Below are 20,330 nucleotides of genomic sequence, written 5' to 3' on the forward strand. Positions count from 1 at the left end.
GTGCGGGAATGCTGTACATTCCTGAATATGGCAAAAAAGGGGAAGAGTTTTATGGGAAACAATATGAAAATAACAGAGCTGGACCGATATCTTTTCGGACAGGGGACACATTATGAAATCTATAAGCTTCTGGGGGCCCATCCGGGGACTCAGAGAAAGAAAGAGGGGGTTTTCTTTGCAGTCTGGGCCCCTCATGCAAAGGCGGTTTCCGTAGTAGGAAACTTCAACGACTGGGACCCGGAAGCCAATGTAATGAACTGTGACAATGACATGGGAATTTATCAGCTTTTTATCCCCAAAGTCCGGGTGGGAGACCTGTATAAATTCTGTATTACCACCTATAAAGGAGAAAAGCTGTATAAGGCGGACCCATATGCAAACTTTTCAGAAGTACGTCCAGGTACAGCCTCCAGGGTAGTGGATATTACCAATTACAAATGGACAGACGCTACATGGATGAAGAAACGTCAGGAGTTTGATGTAAAAAAAGACGCTATGGCCATTTACGAGGTACATCCCGGTTCCTGGAAAAAACATCCCCGGAAAGACGAGGAAGACAAAGGCTTTTACAATTACCGGGAACTGGCCCATGCCCTTGCAGACTATGTAAAAGAGATGGGATATACTCACGTAGAACTTATGGGGATTGCAGAGCATCCCTTTGACGGCTCCTGGGGCTATCAGGTAACAGGTTATTATGCGCCTACTTCCCGTTATGGTACTCCTGAAGACTTCCGTTATTTTGTCAACTATATGCACAGAAATAAAATCGGCGTTATCCTGGACTGGGTACCGGCCCATTTCCCAAGAGACGCCCATGGACTGGCAGATTTTGACGGTACGCCTACTTACGAATACGCAGACCCGAGAAAAGGGGAACATCCCGATTGGGGCACCAAGGTCTTTGATTATGGCAAGAATGAGGTGAAGAACTTCCTTATTGCCAACGCGCTGTTCTGGATCCAGGAGTATCATGTGGATGGATTGAGAGTGGACGCTGTGGCTTCCATGCTGTATCTGGATTATGGACGGCAGCAGGGACAGTGGGTTCCTAATCAGTATGGAGAGAACAAGAACCTGGAGGCGATTGAATTCTTCCGTCACCTGAATTCCGTGGTTCTTGGGAAAAATAAAGGCGCCGTTATGATCGCTGAGGAGTCTACCGCCTGGCCTATGGTTACCGGAGATCCAAAAGACGGAGGCCTTGGCTTCAGCCTGAAGTGGAATATGGGCTGGATGCATGACTTCCTGGAATACATGAAGCTGGACCCCTATTTCAGAAAATATAACCACAATAAGATGACGTTCTCCACTACCTACGCTTACAGCGAGAATTATGTCCTGGTACTTTCCCATGACGAGGTAGTCCATCTGAAATGCTCGATGATCAATAAAATGCCGGGCCTGGGACAGGACAAGTTCGAAAACCTGAAAGCAGGTTATTCTTACATGATCGGTCATCCGGGAAAGAAACTGCTGTTCATGGGACAGGATTTCGGCCAGTATCAGGAATGGAGCGAGGAGAGAGAACTGGATTGGTACCTCTTAGGAGAGCAGAGCCACCAGCAGCTCCAAAACTACGTGAAACAGCTTTTTGCCCTTTATAAAAAATACCCTGCTCTGTACGCCAATGACGCAAATCCTCAGGGCCTGGAGTGGATCAATGCAGACGATGCTACAAGAAGTATTTACAGTTTTATGCGGATGTCACCTACAGGAAGAAACAATCTTCTCTTTGTGATCAACTATACTCCTGTGGCCAGGGATGACTACCGGGTTGGCGTGCCAAAACGGAAACAGTATAAACTGATCCTGAACAGCCGGGAGCCGGAGTTCGGCGGCCATGAACATAAAGAACAGACCATTTACAAAGCAGTGAAGAAAGAATGCGACGGAAGGCCATATTCCTTTGCATATCCGCTGCCGGCTTATGGAGTGGCAGTGTTCTTATTCTAAAATAGAATATTGAAAAAGAGGAATCCCTCAAAATCTCTGACGAAATTTGAAGGCAGAGGTTTTGGGGGATTTTTATGGGTGGATTAGATGATCTATAGGTATAGATTAATGATTGCGATTATGTTAAAATTTAAAGTGTTTATACAAAAGATGAAGTAATGCTAAATTGAGGAAAATAAGTATGTTTAAGATAACAGAGGGCAATTTTAAAAAGCAGAAATATGGAAATGAAAGCTACCTGTCCAACTGGCCCATGCTTTACATATTAGAGAATGGGAAACAGGCATATATAGGGCAGTCTAACCATGTGAAAAACCGCATGTCACAACATTATAACTCTGTTGATAAACGTATTTTTAATAAAGTACATTTTATATATTCTTCAAAATTTAACCAGTCCGTTACTTTTGATTATGAGTCTAAACTTATCCAGTATATTGCAGCAGATGAACTCTATGAGGTACGCAATAAAAACGCTGGAATGGCGGATAAGGAATATTATGGAAAGAAAGAATATGACGATAAATTTCAGGTGCTGTGGCGCAGCCTCCAGCGGGCGAAGTTAGTAAAACATTCGTTAGAAGAACTTGAGAATTCTGACCTGTTTAAATATTCCCCATATAAAGAACTGAATAATGATCAGAGAACAGCAGTAGAAGAAATTGTCGGATCATTGAGACAGGAAGAGAACCAAACCATTGTTGTAAATGGTATGCCTGGAAGCGGAAAAACAATCGTTGCTATCTTTCTGATGAAATATTTAAAAGACAGTGAAGAATTTAAGGGGAAAAAGATCGGATTTGTAGTACCTCAAACTTCACTGCGAAAAACATTAAAAGGAATTTTCAAAAGCATTTACGGCCTTAGGGTATCAGATATTTTATCTCCATCAGACGTGACGAAACAGTTCTATGATATTCTGCTTGTAGATGAGGCTCATCGGCTCCACCAATATAAAAACATTTCCTATATGGGACCATTCAAAAAAAGCTGTGAACGGATCGGATTAACAACGGAAAGCGATGAGTTGGACTGGATCCTGCATCAATGTAAATGTCCGGTATTATTCTATGATGAAATGCAGGTGGTTGGCCCATCCGGTATTGATGTAAAAAGATTTCAAAATAAAATGCGAAGGGAACAGTCAAAAAGAGTATTATCTTATTACAATCTCCTCACACAGATGAGAGTGAAAGGCGGAAAGGATTATATAGCCTATGTAAAGCAGCTTTTAGAAGGACGAGTAAAAGAGAAAACAACTTTTGCAGGCTACGAGCTGAAACTAGTAGAAGATTTTGGTAAATTCAATAACCTGATGTACCAGAAAGAAAAAGAAGTTCAATTAGTAAGAATGGCAGCCGGTTATGCATGGGAATGGGACAGTAAAAAGGATAAGTCCTTGTATGACATTGAAATCCAGGAAATAAAGAAACAGTGGAATCATTGTACAGAAGGCTGGGTGCTTTCTGAAGGAGCCATTGATGAAGTAGGATGTATCCATTCCATTCAGGGCTATGACCTGAATTATGGTTTTATTATTATAGGCGATGAAATTGGATATGACGCTGTTAAGAAAAAAATTATAATCCGTCCTCAGAATTATCATGACCAAAACGGGAAAAGAACAGCGGAATACGAAGAACTTAAGGAATACATTCAGCATATTTACTATGTGCTGATGACCAGGGGCATTCTTGGCACATACCTTTATGTGTGCGATCCTGCTTTAAAAGAGTATATTTCGCAGTATGTTGACACAGAGTGATCGGGAAAGGGGATAAAACTATGAAAGAAGAAACAATTAATGAGGTATTAAAATTTCGGGAAGACAGGAACTGGAAGCAGTTCCATAATCCAAAAGACCTGGCAATCTCCATCTGTCTGGAAGCAGCGGAACTGCTGGAAGTCTTTCAATGGAGTGCAGAAGATGTCTGGTGTGAGTCCAAAAAAGAAAAAATCCGGGAAGAACTGGCAGATGTATTAAACTATTGTATTTTAATGGCAGATACATGCGGGCTGGACATGGATGAGATCATTCAGGAAAAAGTCAGAAAAAACGGAGAAAAGTATCCGGTGGAAAAAGCATATGGGCATAAAGAAAAGTATACAGAGTTGGGGACATAGAAGGGAACTTAGTCTGTATTCTAAAATAACAGGATTGTTTCTATTTTCATAAAAAAAGAATTTTGACAGGAAAAGCTGCAGATGATGAACTATAAGTCAAGAGAGGAAAATTTAATAAAAGAAGGATGTGTTACAGCATATATTGATAAAGTATATCCTTCTAATTTGGCCTATAAGCCTCAGTTTATTTCTAACAACTATAAAGAAGGGCGCAAAGTTATTTCATCCATCGAAGATGAGCTTTTATCATGTGAAGAATTTTTTATTAGTGTCGCTTTTATTACAATGGGAGGTATTACACCTCTTCTTCAGACATTGAAAGATTTGGAAAAGAGAGGCATTCCCGGGAAAATCCTTACCACGGACTATCAGAATTTCAGCGAACCCAGAGCCTTAAGAAAGCTGGATGAACTGAGTAATATTACATTAAAGATGTATCAGACGAATGAGGCCCAAGAAGGCTTTCATACGAAAGGCTATATTTTTAAAAATGAGGAATTTTATCGGATCATTGTTGGAAGCTCGAATCTGACCTTAAACGCTTTGACAAAAAACAAAGAATGGAATACAAAAGTAGTTTCTACAGAACAAGGAGAATATGCAGAGGAACTGCTAACAGAATTTGCCGGCTTATGGAATTCCCCATATGCTGTGGCATTTGAAGATTTTATTGATGAGTATGCTTTAAATTACAGTGTGATCCGGAGACAACGAGAAATAGCAAAAAGGGAACAGATTCCATCTCTGGAACAATACAAACTTCAGCCGAATACCATGCAGTTAGGATTTATTGCTAATCTTCAGAGAATCTGTGCAGATGGTGGATCTAAGGCTTTATTAATTTCAGCGACAGGAACAGGTAAAACTTATGCATCGGCATTCGCACTGCGAGAAGAAGGAACAAAGAAAGTGTTGTTCCTTGTGCACAGGGAACAGATTGCAAAACAGGCGATTGTAAGTTACAAAAAGGTGTTTGGAAATACCCGCACCTTTGGACTGCTTTCAGGAAATTCAAAAACATTTGATACGGATTACCTGTTTGCAACTATGCAGATGATGGCGAAGCAGGAAATCCTTTCTAAGTTCCGAAGAGATGAGTTTGATACGATTATTATTGACGAGGCTCATCGAATAGGTGCGGAAAGCTATCAGAATATCATGAAGTATTTTACACCGAAGCTTTGGCTGGGTATGACTGCTTCACCGGAACGTACAGATACTTTTGACGTATACGCTGCTTTTAACCATAATATTGCTTATGAAATACGTCTTCAGCAAGCGTTGGAAGAAAATCTGCTGTGTCCGTTTCACTACTTTGGCATTACAGATTTACAGATTGACGGCGAGACAATAGATGAAAACACAGGGCTGAAAGATTTTAATAAACTTACCAGCGATGAACGGGTCAGTTATGTAATCAAACAAATAGAATATTATGGTTATTGCGGTAAGAGACCTAAGGGATTGATTTTTTGCAGTTCTAAAAAAGAAGCATGCATATTAAGTGAAAAATTTAATGAGAGGGGATACAGAACCCTGGCATTAACTGGCGATGACAGTCAGGAGAAGCGGGAACGGGCAGTTGAAAGGCTGGTTCTTGAAGAGGGGGCAGACAAGCTTGACTACATTCTCACAGTTGATATCTTTAACGAAGGAGTTGACATTCCGGAAGTAAACCAGATTATTATGCTCAGACCTACACAGTCGCCGATTATATTTGTGCAGCAACTGGGCCGTGGGCTCCGCAAAGCTGAGAATAAAGAATATTTAGTAATTTTAGATTTTATTGGAAACTATAAAAATAATTTTATGATACCTATTGCTCTGTCTGGCGACAGAAGCTATAACAAGGATAACATTCGTCGATATGTTTTAGAAGGAGAGCGAATAATACCAGGTTCTTCAACGATTCATTTTGACGAAATATCGAAAAAACGAATTTTTTCGGCAATTGACAGTGCGAATTTCAGCGATATCCGGTTGATAAAAGAAAATTACAGAAATTTAAAAAATAAGCTGGGACATATTCCTGCTTTGAAGGATTTTGATGACTATGGGGAGATGGACGTTCTTCGTATCTTTGATAACAGCAGCCTTGGTTCCTACTACAAATTTTTAGTAAAATATGAAAAGGAATATACGGTCAGACTTTCTCCCGAGGAAGAAAAAGTGCTTGAATTTATTTCAAAAAAGTTAGCCAGCGGGAAAAGGATCCACGAACTTGCTATGCTTAACCGTATGCTGATCTATCGACAGAGTTTTTTTCAGTTGTGGAAGAAAGATCTGTCAGATATTTATGGAATTGAACTAAAGGATAAAACAGTTAAAAATGTTGTTAATGTAATGACAAATAAATTCCAGTCTGGATCAGGTAAGAAAACATATTCAGACTGCATTTTCTTAGATAGAACAAAAACAGGGGAGTATGAGATTTCTCCGGAATTTGAGAAAATGCTGGAAAATCCGGAGTTTTATAAGATTATAAAAGAACTGATTGAATTCGGTGTTTCCAGGTATAAAGAGAATTACAGTCGCAGATATCAAGATACAAATTTTGTTCTTTATCAGAAATATACATACGAAGATGTATGCAGACTTCTGGAATGGGAGAACAATGAAGTGCCGCTGAATCTTGGTGGATATAAGTATGACCGGAAAACGAAAACATTCCCGGTATTTATTAATTATGATAAAGAAGAGTATATCCAGGATACGATAAAATATGAAGACCATTTTGAAAGTCCAAGCAGACTTATTGCTATATCAAAGCAGAGCAGAACGAGAGAATCTGATGATGTACAAAATTTTCTTCATGCGAAGGAACGTGGTATTGATGTGGAACTGTTTGTCCGCAAAAATAAAGATGATAAAATATCAAAGGAGTTCTACTATCTGGGAAGAATGACGGCAACCGGCAAAGCAGAAGAATTTGTTATGGCAAATACAGATAAAACAGCGGTGGAGATTGAATGGCAGTTGGATACGCCGGTTCGTGAGGATATATACGAATATATTGTAAATACATAATGGAGGAATTGAATGAAAACAATAAAAGTAGCTGCAGCAATTATCATACATGACAATCAAATATTTGCCACCCAGCGGGGATATGGTGAATTCAAGGATGGATGGGAGTTCCCAGGAGGAAAGATCGAGGAGGGGGAGACACCTCAGGAAGCTCTAGCTCGGGAAATAAAAGAAGAATTAGATACAGAAATTGAAGTAAAAGATTTTCTGGAGACCGTGGAATATGATTATCCGGAATTCCATTTATCTATGGATTGCTTTTTCTGTACAATTAAATCAGGTGAGCTCGTGCTAAAGGAGCATGAGGCGGCAAAATGGTTAACGGCAGAAACACTGGATAGCGTGGATTGGCTGCCGGCAGATCAGGCATTGGTTCAGAGCATAAAAAAGCATATGGAGGAAATACAAAAGAGATAGATGAAAATTTTTCCGGCTGGACAGGCCGGCTCTTTTATCTTCAATTATATGAAAATGAATAAAAACGGTAAATGTGTCAACAATATTCAATAGGAGATTGCTTATAGCTATTTTACAGTATATAATAGTTAAAAAAAATGGCATTTGTGTCAAAAATATTCAATGAAAAGAGGCGCTGTATGGAAATCAAGAGAAATCATTATTTGCAGGCACTGATTAACCGGATGCACAATCACCTGATTAAGGTAGTGACCGGTGTCAGAAGGTCTGGAAAATCTTATCTGATATTTCATATTTTTCGAAATTATCTTTTGGAGCAAGGAATTTCAGAATCTCACATTATCAGTATTGAGCTGGATCAGAGAAAACACAGACAATACAGGGATCCGGATGTGATTCTCGAATATATTGAATCCTGTATTCAGGATGGAGAGATGCATTACATTCTTCTGGATGAAGTACAGCTCTTAAATGAATTTGAAGAGGTGTTAAACTCTCTGCTGCATATCGACAATGTGGATATATATGTGACAGGGAGTAATTCAAGGTTCCTTTCCAAGGATGTTATAACGGAGTTCCGGGGGCGAGGAGACGAGATTCATATTTTTCCACTGACATTCCGGGAATTTATGCAGGTATATGAGGGGGATATGTACCACGGGTGGGCAGACTATATGTTATACGGGGGACTGCCCCTGACTGTGACAATGAAGACAGAGGACCAGAAAGTTTCTTATTTGACCCGACTGTTCGAGGAGACCTACCTGAAGGATATTATTGAACGTCATCATATTGAAAAGTCACAGGAACTGGAAGATTTGGTTAATATCCTTGCTTCTGCTATCGGTTCACTTACCAATGTGTCAAAGATTGAGGCGACATTTAGAAGTGTTCTTAGGTCCAGCATCAGTGGAAATACAATACGCCAGTATATTGAATATCTAGAGGACGCTTTTATTGTGCACAAAGCAAATCGTTATAATGTGAAAGGCAGAAAATATATCGGTACACCTGTGAAATATTATTTTGAAGATGTGGGACTTCGAAATGCCAGACTGGGATTCAGGCAGGTGGAGGAAACCCATCTGATGGAGAACATTATCTATAATGAACTCCGCAGCCGAGGATATTCCGTAGATGTGGGACTTGTAGAGAAACGAGGAAGAGATGTGGAAGGAAAATCAGAGAGAAAACAGCTGGAAATTGATTTCGTTGCTAACATGGGGAGCCGAAGATACTATATTCAGTCTGCATTTGCTATGCCGACGGAGGAAAAGCAGCAGCAAGAGAAAGCGTCTCTGCTTCAGGTGAGGGATTCATTCAAAAAGATCATTGTGGTGAAAGATGTGGTAAATGTGACAAGAGATGAAAACGGGATCACGACCATGAGTATATATGATTTCCTGATGAAAGAGAATAGCCTGGAACTGTAGCTGGTTAACAGGCATGGAATAGAGGTAAGAGTGCATCGCCGAAATAGAGGTAAGAGTGCATCGCCGAATGAGAATGAAGCCAGATATATCCGAAAAGTAATAATCCCCTTGTCTATTACGGAAGGCTTCTGGTTTATTTTGTAAAGACCGGAGTACTTCAAAAAAGGAAAGTATTACGTTCTATCCTCTTGCAGAAAGTGTAAAAAGAGTGTATGCAAGGGGATATATTCAAAAGGAGAAAAAAGTGTTATTTATAATATAATGCACCAATATATTTTCCAATTTAATGTTCACGGATAAAGGGAATGCCCCCTTATTTCTCTGCATAGATTGTAAAAAGCAGAGATTTCGGGGGATTTTCCTTGAAAGATTATATTGAAGAGCGTGCTATTGAAATTGCAAATTATATTATTGAAGAGAAAGCCACGGTAAGGCAGACAGCAAAGAAATTTGGGGTGTCGAAATCTACGGTACATAAAGATGATGGTGTCATAATAGGAATAGAATTTCAGGGAAGGCAAAAAGCGCCTGTTTAAAAGGTTTTCAGGGCTTCTTCGGGCAGGAAGGAGCCTGATCACAACTTCATAGTGGATTACATAGCGTCTGTTTGACGATTCATAAGAATCGCCGGACAGGCGCTTTTTTCATGCCCGGAAACGGGTGAAGGAGGTGAGCCAGAATGTCGGAAGTGAAATATGCGGAGGACAGACCGAAGGACTGCAGGTACTGTTACTTCTGGTCAGGAAAGAAAAAGGGCTGTGATCTGGGCGGTGAGGAAAACTGCTACTACAGAGTACGGCCGGAAAAGAAATTGCACAGCGAATGCAACGGCTGCCCTTACAGGCAGGAGCCGAAATGCGTGAGCCTGTGTATGAAGAAAATCCTGAAGGACTGGAAGGAAAAGAGATGACCGCTGTCCTCATGGATGTGGAAAGGCGGTGGCGGTAAGTGGCTTTTGATTATTTTTACGGCCCACAGGCGGAGCAGTTTGCCTTCTACCGGATTCCTAAAGTGCTTTTCACAGACGGACGTTTCGGGAATATATCCACAGACGCTAAAACACTGTATGGAATCCTGCTTGACCGGATGAACCTGTCTGCGGCTAACGGCTGGCTGGATCAGGCGGGAAGGGTATATATCATCTTCACCGTAGAGGAAATCATGAGCGCCCTCTCCTGCGGGAACAAGAAGGCTGTTTCCCTTCTGGCGGAGTTAGAACAGAAAGCCGGGCTGATTGAGAGAAAGCGCCAGGGACTTGGAAAGCCCAACTTAATCTATGTCAAAAACTTTACTGGCGTTTATGTGGATAAGTCTGTGGATAACTATGTGGATAGCAATTCCCAGAAATGTCAAAAGGACACTTCTGGAAGTGTCGAAAGACCATTTCAGGAAGTGTCAGAACGACACGGAAATAATACTGATTTAAAAGAGACTGACAGTAATGATACTGATCTTTTCTCTTCTTTCAGGATGAAGGGACGGGATAGCGAGGGAATAGAACTTCGCAGAAGTTATGAAGAGTATTTTCGGGAGCAGCTTGGATATGTGTATCTGGTTCAGGAATATCCCTATGAGACAGAAAGCCTTGAAGAGATACTTGGACTTCTGGTTGATACCTGCTGTACGGCCAGGAAGCTGATAAGGATTGCCGGGGATGATAAGCCAGTGGATGTGGTAAAGAGCCAGTTTATGAAGCTGACAGGTGAACATATCCACTTTGTACTCTCCTGCCTGAAGGAGAATACCACAAAGGTGCGGAACATGAAGCAATATCTGCTGACTGCGCTTTATAATGCTCCGCTGACTATCAGCAATTATTACTCGTCCCGTGTGAACCATGACATGGCAAACGGGAGGATATGAAGGGAGGAGGAAAATGACGAATAAAGCTGTCGTTCTGGCTGTCTCGAACCAGAAGGGCGGAACGGGTAAAACGACAACCTGTGAGAATCTGGGGATTGGGCTGGCCCAGGAAGGGAAAAAGGTGCTGCTGGTAGACACAGATCCCCAGGCAAGCCTTACGGTGGCCCTTGGATATCCCAGGCCGGATGAGCTGCCTTTCACGCTGTCCGATGCGATGGAGAAAATTATGATGGAGCAGCCGTTTGCTCCGGGGGAAGGGCTTCTTCATCACCCGGAAGGCGTTGACCTGATGCCTGCCAATATCATGTTGTCCGGTCTGGAGGTATCGCTGGTGAACGCCATGAACCGGGAAAAGATCCTGAAACAGTACCTGGATACGGTGCGGCGGGAGTATGACTTTATTCTGCTGGACTGTATGCCCAGCCTGGGGATGCTGACGGTCAATGCGCTGGCGGCGGCTGATCAGGTGCTGATTCCGGTACAGGCCCAGTATCTTTCCGCGAAGGGTCTTGAACAGCTACTTCAGACCATCAGCAAGGTGAGGCGGCAGATCAATCCCAAACTGAAGATAGAAGGCATTCTTCTGACAATGGTGGATTCCCGGACGAATTACGCGAAGGAAATCAGCGCACTGATCCGGGAAGCCTATGGAAACAATATTAAAGTTTTTTCTACGGATATCCCCCGGTCTGTCCGGGCCGCTGAAATTAGTGCCGAGGGGAAAAGTATTTTTCAGCACGATCCGAAGGGAAAGGTGGCGGAGGCTTACCGCATATTGACGAAGGAGGTGTTAAGCGATGCAGAAAAAAGGCGGAAACGTCAGCTTGAACACTTACGCTGATATCTTCTCCACAGAGCAGAGCCGCGCTGAGGATAGGCTGGAAAAGGTACGGGAGATACCGTTGGCGGAGCTTCATCCTTTTAAAAATCATCCCTTTAAGGTGCTGGATGATGAATCCATGCAGCGGACGGTGGAGAGTATCGCAAGGTTTGGTGTTTTGTCTCCGGCGATTGCAAGGCCATCCCCGGACGGCGGTTATGAACTGGTAGCTGGGCACAGACGACATCATGCCTGTGAACTGGTAGGCATGGAAACCATGCCGGTAATTGTCAGGGACCTGGATGATGACGCGGCCACGATTCTCATGGTGGACAGTAATCTGCAGAGAGAAACCATTCTACCCAGCGAGCGAGCTTTCGCCTATAAGATGAAGCTGGAAGCGATTAAACATCAGGGAATGCGTTCCGATTTAACTTCTACGCAAGTTGCGCAGAAGTTATCCGTACAGCAAGTTGGTGATGAAGCTGGGGTAAGCAAAGATACGGTTCGGCGCTTTATCCGGCTGACCGAACTGATCCCTGAACTGCTGGATATGGTGGATCAGAAACAGATTGCCTTTAATCCTGCGGTGGAGCTGTCTTTTTTAAAGCCGGAGGAACAGAAGCAGCTTCTGGAAGCCATGGATTACGCGCAGGCTACGCCCTCACTGTCACAGGCGCAGAGATTAAAGAAATACAGCCAGGAAGGGAAATGTACCTTCGAGGTCATGTGTACGGTCATGGATGAAGAAAAGAAAACGGATCTTGACCGGGTCATTATCAAGCAGGACGTCCTGCGGAAATACTTTCCCAAATCCTATACGCCCAAACAGATGGAGGACACGATCATCCGGCTGCTGGAGCAGTGGCAAAGAAAAAAGCAGAGAGAACAGGAACGATAAACGAAGGAATCTTGCCCCATAGAGGGCATTTTTTATACGCAGAAAAAAGGAGAATTTCAGATGGATATGAGTGTAAACATTTCTGGAAACGTAAACTTTTTTGTCCCGGTACTGTCCGGCTCTCCGGATGAGGCCAGACGGCTGCTCCGCTACTATGAAAAGGAGCTGGAAGGACGCAAGACAGAAGAAGCGGCTGCCCTGTTGGATTTCCTTCAGGATTTTCTGGAAGAGTGTCAGGAGGAACAGGACAAAGAGAAAAGTAAAGGCAAAGAGGAGGCGGGAAAACAGATGGACGAGGATGTGAATGTCATGATTGTGGAGCCGGGAAAGCCCACAAAGCTGATGAAACTGCCGCTGGCTCTTGAGGTGATGGAGCAGGAGTTCCAGGGGACAACGGAAGTCCTGGAATGTGTTGTACCGACGTATGATCTGACTATGTGCTGCAGCGGCGGAAAGGTGATTCCTGTAGGAGAAGAAAAATTTCTGTTTGGGAAGGCCATGATCTGCAAAAAGGTAAGCGACGATTTCTATCTCCCGCTGACTGGAGATGAGATTCACGATGTTACCCGTATTTTTGAAATGCTGACCGTAACGCTTTGCGCGGACGGGAAGGATTTTCAGGCGTTTCGCATTTAAGGGGGAAATGAAAATGAAGAGACCGCTCGCCTATATCACTGCTCCATGGGGCAGCAAAGACTTTGATAACCGTGAGAATGCAGCCCGTTACTGCCGTCAGGTGTACGAAGCGGGATACTCTCCCATCTGCCCGGTTCTGTTTCAGCCCTATTTTCTTCATCCGGAGGTGCCGCAGGAGGCAAAAGACCGGGCTGACATGGCCGCTGAACTGCTTCGCCGCTCCAGGATTCTGGTGGTCTGCGGGAATATCGCGACACAGGAAGTGAAAAATGACATCGCTCTGGCAAAGCATCTGCGGATTGCAGCCACAACGCTGGAAGGGATTCTGACTGTGGACGGCAAAGGCAAAGACGGCGGGGAGGGCGTGTGAGATGGGGAAAACCATTGGCGAGATGATGGAGGAAATGCGCATCCGGGCAGGAGCTATGGAGTACAAAGGGCATGAGTATCTGGACCTGAACCGCTTCGCTGAGGACACCCGGCACATGATTATCTTTGATGTGAAATCGGATGATTCGCCCTGGGGCTTCAAAGGCGACCGGATGCGCCTGTACCTCAATGACACAGGTTATGGGAAGGCAAAGGAGTTTCAGGATCAGGGATATATCCAGATCCGGAGTCATGCCAGAGTAATCGCCGGAAACCTGCATTATGATTCCAGATCGCAGGAGCGGTGACGGACAGGAAGGAGGAAAGACAATTCAGAAATATCAGGCAATCTACGCAGATCCGCCATGGGATTATCAGCAGTGCCGTTTATCCGGCTCGGCAAAGAAGCATTATCCCACTATGCGGATCGAGGAACTCTGCGCGCTCCCGGTGGCTGAGATCGCCGACCGGGACTGCGCGCTTTTTCTATGGGCTACGTTTCCGCAGCTTCCCGAAGCGCTCCGGCTGATCCAGGCATGGGGATTTGTGTATAAGACAGTTGCCTTTGTCTGGCTGAAGCAGAACCGGAAAGCCCTAACTTGGTTCTATGGGCTGGGCTTCTGGACCCGCAGTAATGCGGAAATCTGCCTGCTTGCCACAAAGGGTCATCCGAAACGCCAGTCCGCCGGAATCCATCAGCTGGTTATCAGCCCGGTGGAACATCACAGCAAAAAGCCGGACGAAGTACGGGAGAAGATTGTGGCGCTGATGGGCGATGTGCCTCGGATTGAACTGTTTGCCCGCCAGCAGACGCCGGGCTGGGATGTCTGGGGGAATGAGGTAGAAAACAGTACCGCTCTGCTGAAGGAGGGATAAGATTTGCAGGAGGAAGTGGAAAACAGGACAGTCAATCTGATGATCAGTACCACAAAACTGACATGGCGGGCGTTGGTGACAGGTTATCGAAAATTTCAGCAGTATCGGGCAAAGGTAAAGGCAGGAAAAGAGGCTCCACATGGAAAGCAGACGGTAAAAAAGCTGATCGGGCAGAATCAGGGCGTGTCCAGCATTGATATCGCCAATACCGGGATACGGGACTTCGACCGCATAGCAAAGAAATATGGCGTAGATTATGCTATCAAAAAGGATCGGTCAGTCTCTCCGCCAAAGTATCTCGTATTTTTCAAGGCCAGGGACGCAGATGCCCTGACCGCAGCTTTTAATGAGTATTCTGCAAAACAGATGAACCGCAGCCAGAAGCCCAGCGTATTGAAGCAGCTCTCCAGATTCAAAGAATTGGCAGCCGGTATTCCTGCTAAGGTTCGGCAGAAAAAGCTGGAGAGAGATTTGTAGGAGGCAGTGAATGGATTACAGAGAATTTATGGAGCAGGTAAAAAAGGATTTGCCGGAACAGCTCTCCGGGGTATTGGAAGGGGCCACAGTAGACACAACGCAGGTGGATAAACTGCAGGGGCGTTCCTATGAAGGACTCAGCATTGCGCCGGATGGCTCCATAATCGGGCTGACAATGGATTTACAGCCCTATTTTCAGATGTTCAATGATGGGATATCTTACGAGAATATCGTGGAGCAGATTGCAGACAGGGCCATCGGGGCCTATGCGGTTCGTCCTGCTGTTACGGCAGAAGACATTGGAAGTTATGAAGCTGTAAAAGATAAGCTCATGATTCAGCTGATAGGCCGGGAAGGGAATGAGGAAATGTTGCGGACAATTCCCCACCATTCCATTGAGGATATGGAAATTGTTTACCGTTTCCACGTTCAGGATACAGAGCTGGGAATGGCTTCGGCGCTGGTGACAAATTCCATGCTGGAGCGTTATGGAATTACAGCAGAACAGTTGAAACAGGATGCTTTTGTCTCGGCAGTCTCCCACGATCCTTTTGAGATTAAAACCATGGCGGAAATCCTGAATGAGCTGATGGGAGCAGAAATTATTCCAGAAGATGCGATGCCTATGTATGTGGCCAGCAATAAAGAACGGATTCATGGCGCGGGAGTGATTGCGTATCCGGAATTTATGGAGGAAGCGGCAAAACGTCTGGGTGGGGACTTCTATGTTTTGCCGTCCTCGATTCACGAAGTAATTCTGATTCCGGATACACCTGACGTTTCTGCCCTGGAGCTGCAGGGAATAGTGCAGTCTGTCAATGTGGAACAGGTTGCTCCGGAGGAGAGGCTCAGCGATCATATTTATCATTACGACAGCAAAGAAAAACTGTTTGAGCGGTCAGATAAATATGAGAGCCGGAAACTGAATCAGGAACAGGAAAGGGAATCTTCCCGCTCTTCCGTTCTTGACGCACTTCGCAGCAATCAGAAAGATTGTTCAGAAAGACCTCACAAAAATACTGCGGTTATCCGGCGGGATGTGGCTGCTCTGTGAGAGAGAATTTTATGATAAAGATATGGGAGGGGCGCGAAGCATGACGGATAAAGCAAGAAAGCTGCTGATTTTGAATCTGCCCTATGTGATTCTTGGGCTTATTGCCACAAATTTTGGAGAAGCATGGAGGCTGGCGGAAGGGGCGGATATTTCCGAGAAACTGCTGGCATTGTTCGGGATTCTTCCAGCGGCTTTCCAGAATCCCCTTCCCAGCTTTCATCCGCTGGATCTTTTGATTGGGCTGATGTGCGGGGCGGCTCTGCGGCTTGCCGTATATCTGAGGGGAAAGAACGCGAAGAAATATCGCCATAATGTGGAGTACGGGTCAGCGCGATGGGGAACAGCGGCAGATATCGCTCCTTTTATAGCACCGAAGTTTGAGGATAATATCATCCTCACGAAAACGGAGCGGCTGATGATGTCAAACCGTCCCAAAAACCCGGCCAATGCCAGAAATAAGAATGTCCTGATTGTGGGCGGCTCCGGCTCAGGCAAAACAAGGTTTTGGCTGAAGCCGAACCTGCTCCAGTGCCATTCTTCGTATGTTTGCACCGATCCAAAGGGCCAGATCGTATGCGAATGCGGAACTGCGTTATTGAAGCATGGGTATCGGATTAAGATTTTTAACACAATCAATTTTAAAAAATCTATGCATTTTAATCCTTTCGCCTATATTCACAGTGAGAAGGATATTTTGAAGCTGGTAACAACTCTGATTGCGAATACCAAAGGCGACGGAAAATCCGGAGATGAATTCTGGACGAAAGCCGAGACGCTGCTGTACACGGCGCTGATCGGCTATATCCATTACGAAGCCCCGGAGGAAGAGCAGAATTTTGCCACCCTGATTGAGTTTATCAATGCCATGGAGGTCCGGGAAGATGATGAAGAATTTCAGAATCCGGTGGATATGATGTTTGAGGATTTGAAAAAACGGGATCCCAATCACTTCGCAGTCCGTCAATATGCCAAATATAAATTAGCCGCGGGCAAAACAGCTAAGTCGATCCTGATTTCCTGTGGAGCCAGGCTTGCGCCATTCGATATTCAGGAGCTGAGGGAGATCACGGCATACGATGAACTGCAGCTGGATACGCTGGGTGACCAGAAAACAGCACTGTTTTTGATTATGTCGGATACGGACAGCACGTTCAATTTCCTGATTTCCATGATCTACACACAGCTATTCAATTTGCTGTGCGAAAAGGCAGATGACGTGTACGGCGGCAGGCTTCCGGTTCATGTGCGATGTCTGATTGATGAAGCGGCGAATATTGGACAGATTCCTAATCTGGAAAAGCTGGTAGCGACGATCCGAAGTAGGGAGATCTCCGCCTGCCTTGTCCTGCAGGCCAGGAGCCAGCTGAAAGCCATTTATAAGGACAATGCGGATACGATCATTGGAAATATGGACTCGCAGATCTTCCTGGGCGGTTCGGAGCCGACTACGCTCAAAGAGCTGAATCAGGCGCTGGGTAAGGAAACCATAGACACGTTTAACACCGGAGAAAGCCGGGGCCGGGAGACATCCCACTCACTAAATTATCAAAAGCTGGGGAAAGATCTTGCTACAATCGATGAGCTGGCAGTGCTGGATGGAGGCAAGTGTATTCTTCAGCTACGCGGCGTCCGCCCCTTCCTTTCAGACAAATATGATTTGACCCAGCATCCCAACTATAAGTACACGTCTGATTATGACAAGAAGAATACTTTTGACATTGAAAAGTTTCTGGAGCATCGCCTGAAGCTGAGAGCAAACGACGAATATGAAGTAACTGAGGTATAAGGAGGTCGAGATGAAAGGAGAAAAGAGTGTGCAGGGACAGCCGGCAGTCCCGGAAGATTCCCCAAAGCGGGAGGAAGTGACGATAAAGTTTGGCAAAGGACTGGTAGGTGAACCGTTTATCTCAAAGGCCGGAAAAGAGCTGGTGGAAATCAAAATCCCCAACAGAGATGCCAGAGACCATCGGCCATGGGAGTCCTTTGTGGTATCGCCGAAAATGGTTCACGAGAATCAGTATGGAGCGGGGGTATGGATGAAGCTCCCAGCTGACGGGACAACAAAGGTTTCCCGTCCGGAGTACAAGGGCCGGGATGAAAGCGGGAAAAGTATCTGGGGAACCGAATCCAGAACTGTGTCCAATCAGGAGCTGAAGACCCTGATGGAATCATATAAGGAAAGAAACCGAGAATCGGTGCGGTCAGCGCTGGAGGAAAAGAAGGCGGATACTGGAATGAGGGAAAAACCCTCGCCCGCAAAGACTGCACCGTCTAAAGAAACTGCCAGATAAAATCGTAAAACTGAATCAATATCCAATCATTTTGGGCAGCCTGCCGGGAAACCGGAACCGCAGGCTGCTTTCTTTTTACGAAAAACTTCGGCGGCAGGCAGAGAAACAGCCAGGCTGCGGCAGGCAGGGAAAAGAGGGTTTCCGGAAATCTGCCGCCGGATGCAATAAGAAACCTAAATTAAAGTACCGCTCTGAATTTCTGAGCGCAGAGAAAACGGAGGAATGTGTATGGATTTTTTTAACAGTGCGATTGAGGTGCTTCAGACCCTTGTAGTTGCCCTGGGGGCAGGTCTTGGGATCTGGGGCGCGATTAACCTGCTGGAAGGTTACGGGAATGATAATCCGGGGGCCAAGTCGCAGGGTATGAAGCAGTTAATGGCCGGAGGAGGAGTTGCTCTGATCGGGATAACTCTGGTGCCGCTTCTGTCCGGACTGTTCGGATGAGCAATCCTAGGGCATGACTATGTTCATGCCAAGTGGCGGCGAAAGCCGCCTACATAGACCGCGTGAAGGGCAGGCGGGTACGTAGCCGTTCAGCAGACTGATCACCTCTGAAAGGCTGATTTTATGCGGGTTTTCTCGATATGCAGGTGCGCAGGCAGAGAGAAATACGCAAAGAAACTACTATCTCATTTTTAAAGGAGGAACTGCCCTATGGATTTTTTCAACAGTGCTATTGATGTACTGCAGACACTCGTTATTGCCCTTGGCGCGGGCCTTGGAATCTGGGGAGCCATCAACCTGCTGGAAGGTTACGGTAATGACAACCCGGGGGCCAAGTCGCAGGGTATGAAACAGTTAATGGCCGGAGGAGGGGTTGCACTGATCGGTCTGACCCTTGTGCCGCTGCTTTCCGGTCTGTTTGGCTAAGAAGGAGGTAACTGCCCGTGGACAGCATTATTTCAGCGATTCAGGAATGGATTAAGGAAATGCTGGTCGGTGGGATTATGTCGAACCTGTCCGGGATGTTTGACGCGGTCAACCAGCAGGTGGCTGAAATTGCGGGCGATGTGGGGACGACTCCGGCGAATTTTTCGCCGGGCGTCTACTCCATGATCCGCAACATCTCTGAAAGCGTCATCATCCCGATTGCGGGCCTGATTCTCACCTTTATCGCCTGTTATGAACTGATCCAACTGATTATTGACCACAATAATTTGGCAAATTTTGAGACCTGGATATTTTTTAAATGGATTTTTAAGACCTTTGTGGCGGTCACGCTGATCACTAATACGTTCAACATTGTGATGGCGGTCTTTGACGTGGCGCAGAACGTGGTGAATGCCAGCTCAGGCATTATATCAGCAGGGACGGCGGTGGATGCCTCTACCCTGGAAGCTATGGAGGAAACTTTGAGGGGAATGGATATCGGGCCGCTATTGGGGGTGTTTCTGCAGTCCATTATCGTACAGATTACCATGTACGCCCTCTCCATTGTAATATTTATCATCGTGTATGGAAGAATGGTGGAAATTTATCGCGCGTCCAGAAGCGCCGCTTTTCATCCAAAGGCGGTGTGCGGGCATTTTGGGAACCCGGCTTTAGCAAGCCGGTAAAGAAAAGTATCAAAGACGTGAAAAGCGTCACTTTAGCGTCATCCGATTTACCTCGGAGGGAAACCACAAGGGGGACAATAGCGTATCGGAAAAATCGCAAGTTGGGAAAACCATCTACCCACGACTGAGCGGCAAGACGCAACATTGTGAATGAGGAGCAAGGCTAAACTGCTTTAAGGGCAGTCCGAGGCGGGATACTCGACCCGACGGCGCAGGATGGTTGTATTCGCCGTATGTCATAGCGGAATGTGACAGGTAAACACAGACCGCACGATACTTATGACAGCCAGCCGCAGTAAGCGGAAAAGGACGAAAACCCACTACCGACATCACAATACGCTTTTCCCAAAGTGTCTAACTGGAGATTGCCTAAACCGGAACGCCGGAACTATCCGGCTATGCGTAATGCCGCAAGGCGATAAATTTCAAGGGGTAAAAACCCAAGAAAGATGACGCTGAATATCCGGCATGGCAACGGAGCCTCCGTAGTAGTCCGAGGGCGGGAAAGCCGTCTACATGGCGAAGGGAGG

At 45.3% G+C, this 20,330-nt stretch carries 21 protein-coding genes and 1 pseudogene; all 22 read left to right on the plus strand.

Annotation, left to right across the window (positions count from 1 at the left end; genetic code table 11):
- Window positions 1-51: 51 nt before the first annotated feature.
- The 22 genes and pseudogenes from glgB (at window position 52) to B5G00_RS06565 (ending at window position 19,800) form a co-directional block, all read left to right on the plus strand.
- Window positions 52-1,956, plus strand: coding sequence for a 1,4-alpha-glucan branching protein GlgB (gene glgB, locus B5G00_RS06460; protein ID WP_087270588.1), 1,905 nt, complete (start codon window positions 52-54; stop codon window positions 1,954-1,956).
- A 181-nt stretch (window positions 1,957-2,137) separates the two neighbouring features.
- A complete protein-coding gene (locus tag B5G00_RS06465; RefSeq protein WP_087270310.1) occupies window positions 2,138-3,721 on the plus strand; it encodes a DUF2075 domain-containing protein in 1,584 nt (527 codons plus the stop codon).
- A 20-nt stretch (window positions 3,722-3,741) separates the two neighbouring features.
- Window positions 3,742-4,080 (plus strand): nucleotide pyrophosphohydrolase, encoded by a 339-nt coding sequence (locus B5G00_RS06470; RefSeq protein WP_087270313.1) that lies wholly within the window; start codon window positions 3,742-3,744, stop codon window positions 4,078-4,080.
- Window positions 4,081-4,164: 84 nt separating this feature from the next.
- Window positions 4,165-7,107: a DUF3427 domain-containing protein gene (locus tag B5G00_RS06475; RefSeq protein ID WP_087270591.1), complete on the plus strand. Its 2,943-nt coding sequence runs from the start codon at window positions 4,165-4,167 to the stop codon at window positions 7,105-7,107.
- Between the two features lie 12 nt (window positions 7,108-7,119).
- Window positions 7,120-7,524 (plus strand): 8-oxo-dGTP diphosphatase MutT, encoded by a 405-nt coding sequence (gene mutT, locus B5G00_RS06480; protein ID WP_087270316.1) that lies wholly within the window; start codon window positions 7,120-7,122, stop codon window positions 7,522-7,524.
- Window positions 7,525-7,703: 179 nt separating this feature from the next.
- Window positions 7,704-8,957: an ATP-binding protein gene (locus B5G00_RS06485; RefSeq protein WP_087270319.1), complete on the plus strand. Its 1,254-nt coding sequence runs from the start codon at window positions 7,704-7,706 to the stop codon at window positions 8,955-8,957.
- 362 nt (window positions 8,958-9,319) lie between these two features.
- Window positions 9,320-9,439: pseudogene (locus B5G00_RS06490) on the plus strand (sporulation transcriptional regulator SpoIIID); the annotation flags it as partial.
- Window positions 9,440-9,636: 197 nt separating this feature from the next.
- On the plus strand, window positions 9,637-9,867 hold the full coding sequence (locus tag B5G00_RS06495; RefSeq protein WP_022347015.1) for a hypothetical protein: 231 nt from the start codon (window positions 9,637-9,639) through the stop codon (window positions 9,865-9,867).
- Between the two features lie 38 nt (window positions 9,868-9,905).
- Window positions 9,906-10,820, plus strand: a complete 915-nt coding sequence (locus B5G00_RS06500; RefSeq protein ID WP_087270326.1) for a DUF6017 domain-containing protein — start codon at window positions 9,906-9,908, stop codon at window positions 10,818-10,820.
- Window positions 10,821-10,833: 13 nt separating this feature from the next.
- Window positions 10,834-11,661 (plus strand): ParA family protein, encoded by an 828-nt coding sequence (locus tag B5G00_RS06505; RefSeq protein WP_022347017.1) that lies wholly within the window; start codon window positions 10,834-10,836, stop codon window positions 11,659-11,661.
- The gene (locus tag B5G00_RS06510) at window positions 11,618-12,541 is read left to right on the plus strand and encodes a ParB/RepB/Spo0J family partition protein (protein WP_087270329.1); all 924 of its coding nucleotides are present in this window, start codon (window positions 11,618-11,620) and stop codon (window positions 12,539-12,541) included. Before B5G00_RS06505 ends, B5G00_RS06510 begins: the two co-directional genes overlap by 44 nt.
- A 60-nt stretch (window positions 12,542-12,601) precedes the next feature.
- Window positions 12,602-13,177 carry a hypothetical protein gene (locus B5G00_RS06515; RefSeq protein WP_087270333.1) on the plus strand — a complete coding sequence of 192 codons (576 nt, stop codon included), beginning with the start codon at window positions 12,602-12,604 and terminating at the stop codon, window positions 13,175-13,177.
- Between the two features lie 13 nt (window positions 13,178-13,190).
- The gene (locus tag B5G00_RS06520) at window positions 13,191-13,547 is read left to right on the plus strand and encodes a DUF7768 domain-containing protein (protein ID WP_022347020.1); all 357 of its coding nucleotides are present in this window, start codon (window positions 13,191-13,193) and stop codon (window positions 13,545-13,547) included.
- Window position 13,548: 1 nt separating this feature from the next.
- Window positions 13,549-13,854, plus strand: coding sequence for a DUF5720 family protein (locus tag B5G00_RS06525; RefSeq protein WP_022347021.1), 306 nt, complete (start codon window positions 13,549-13,551; stop codon window positions 13,852-13,854).
- Between the two features lie 22 nt (window positions 13,855-13,876).
- Window positions 13,877-14,422 carry an MT-A70 family methyltransferase gene (locus B5G00_RS06530; protein ID WP_242971309.1) on the plus strand — a complete coding sequence of 182 codons (546 nt, stop codon included), beginning with the start codon at window positions 13,877-13,879 and terminating at the stop codon, window positions 14,420-14,422.
- A gap of 3 nt (window positions 14,423-14,425) precedes the next feature.
- Complete coding sequence (locus B5G00_RS06535; RefSeq protein ID WP_087270336.1) at window positions 14,426-14,899, plus strand: PcfB family protein; 474 nt, start codon at window positions 14,426-14,428, stop codon at window positions 14,897-14,899.
- A 10-nt stretch (window positions 14,900-14,909) separates the two neighbouring features.
- Window positions 14,910-15,953 carry a DUF5688 family protein gene (locus B5G00_RS06540; protein ID WP_087270339.1) on the plus strand — a complete coding sequence of 348 codons (1,044 nt, stop codon included), beginning with the start codon at window positions 14,910-14,912 and terminating at the stop codon, window positions 15,951-15,953.
- Between the two features lie 40 nt (window positions 15,954-15,993).
- Window positions 15,994-17,739 carry a VirD4-like conjugal transfer protein, CD1115 family gene (locus B5G00_RS06545; RefSeq protein WP_087270342.1) on the plus strand — a complete coding sequence of 582 codons (1,746 nt, stop codon included), beginning with the start codon at window positions 15,994-15,996 and terminating at the stop codon, window positions 17,737-17,739.
- Between the two features lie 10 nt (window positions 17,740-17,749).
- Window positions 17,750-18,244, plus strand: coding sequence for a hypothetical protein (locus B5G00_RS06550; protein ID WP_087270345.1), 495 nt, complete (start codon window positions 17,750-17,752; stop codon window positions 18,242-18,244).
- 228 nt (window positions 18,245-18,472) lie between these two features.
- Entirely contained in the window at window positions 18,473-18,688 is a 216-nt protein-coding gene (locus B5G00_RS06555; protein WP_087270348.1) for a Maff2 family mobile element protein, read from the plus strand.
- 210 nt (window positions 18,689-18,898) lie between these two features.
- The gene (locus B5G00_RS06560; protein WP_022347027.1) at window positions 18,899-19,114 is read left to right on the plus strand and encodes a Maff2 family mobile element protein; all 216 of its coding nucleotides are present in this window, start codon (window positions 18,899-18,901) and stop codon (window positions 19,112-19,114) included.
- 17 nt (window positions 19,115-19,131) lie between these two features.
- Window positions 19,132-19,800, plus strand: coding sequence for a VirB6/TrbL-like conjugal transfer protein, CD1112 family (locus B5G00_RS06565; protein WP_087270351.1), 669 nt, complete (start codon window positions 19,132-19,134; stop codon window positions 19,798-19,800).
- Window positions 19,801-20,330 lie beyond the last annotated feature (530 nt).

It is taken from the genome of Blautia sp. An46 (genome assembly GCF_002161645.1).
In the GTDB taxonomy this organism is placed as follows: Bacteria; Bacillota; Clostridia; order Lachnospirales; family Lachnospiraceae; genus Blautia; species Blautia ornithocaccae.

Bases quoted from the DNA above. Each gene is read 5' to 3' on its own strand.
- glgB (WP_087270588.1), top strand. From the start codon at position 52: ATGGGAAACAATATGAAAATAACAGAGCTGGACCGATATCTTTTCGGA.
- B5G00_RS06465 (WP_087270310.1), top strand. From the start codon at position 2,138: ATGTTTAAGATAACAGAGGGCAATTTTAAAAAGCAGAAATATGGAAAT.
- B5G00_RS06470 (WP_087270313.1), top strand. From the start codon at position 3,742: ATGAAAGAAGAAACAATTAATGAGGTATTAAAATTTCGGGAAGACAGG.
- B5G00_RS06475 (WP_087270591.1), top strand. From the start codon at position 4,165: ATGAACTATAAGTCAAGAGAGGAAAATTTAATAAAAGAAGGATGTGTT.
- mutT (WP_087270316.1), top strand. From the start codon at position 7,120: ATGAAAACAATAAAAGTAGCTGCAGCAATTATCATACATGACAATCAA.
- B5G00_RS06485 (WP_087270319.1), top strand. From the start codon at position 7,704: ATGGAAATCAAGAGAAATCATTATTTGCAGGCACTGATTAACCGGATG.
- B5G00_RS06495 (WP_022347015.1), top strand. From the start codon at position 9,637: ATGTCGGAAGTGAAATATGCGGAGGACAGACCGAAGGACTGCAGGTAC.
- B5G00_RS06505 (WP_022347017.1), top strand. From the start codon at position 10,834: ATGACGAATAAAGCTGTCGTTCTGGCTGTCTCGAACCAGAAGGGCGGA.
- B5G00_RS06510 (WP_087270329.1), top strand. From the start codon at position 11,618: ATGCAGAAAAAAGGCGGAAACGTCAGCTTGAACACTTACGCTGATATC.
- B5G00_RS06515 (WP_087270333.1), top strand. From the start codon at position 12,602: ATGGATATGAGTGTAAACATTTCTGGAAACGTAAACTTTTTTGTCCCG.
- B5G00_RS06520 (WP_022347020.1), top strand. From the start codon at position 13,191: ATGAAGAGACCGCTCGCCTATATCACTGCTCCATGGGGCAGCAAAGAC.
- B5G00_RS06525 (WP_022347021.1), top strand. From the start codon at position 13,549: ATGGGGAAAACCATTGGCGAGATGATGGAGGAAATGCGCATCCGGGCA.
- B5G00_RS06540 (WP_087270339.1), top strand. From the start codon at position 14,910: ATGGATTACAGAGAATTTATGGAGCAGGTAAAAAAGGATTTGCCGGAA.
- B5G00_RS06545 (WP_087270342.1), top strand. From the start codon at position 15,994: ATGACGGATAAAGCAAGAAAGCTGCTGATTTTGAATCTGCCCTATGTG.
- B5G00_RS06550 (WP_087270345.1), top strand. From the start codon at position 17,750: ATGAAAGGAGAAAAGAGTGTGCAGGGACAGCCGGCAGTCCCGGAAGAT.
- B5G00_RS06555 (WP_087270348.1), top strand. From the start codon at position 18,473: ATGGATTTTTTTAACAGTGCGATTGAGGTGCTTCAGACCCTTGTAGTT.
- B5G00_RS06560 (WP_022347027.1), top strand. From the start codon at position 18,899: ATGGATTTTTTCAACAGTGCTATTGATGTACTGCAGACACTCGTTATT.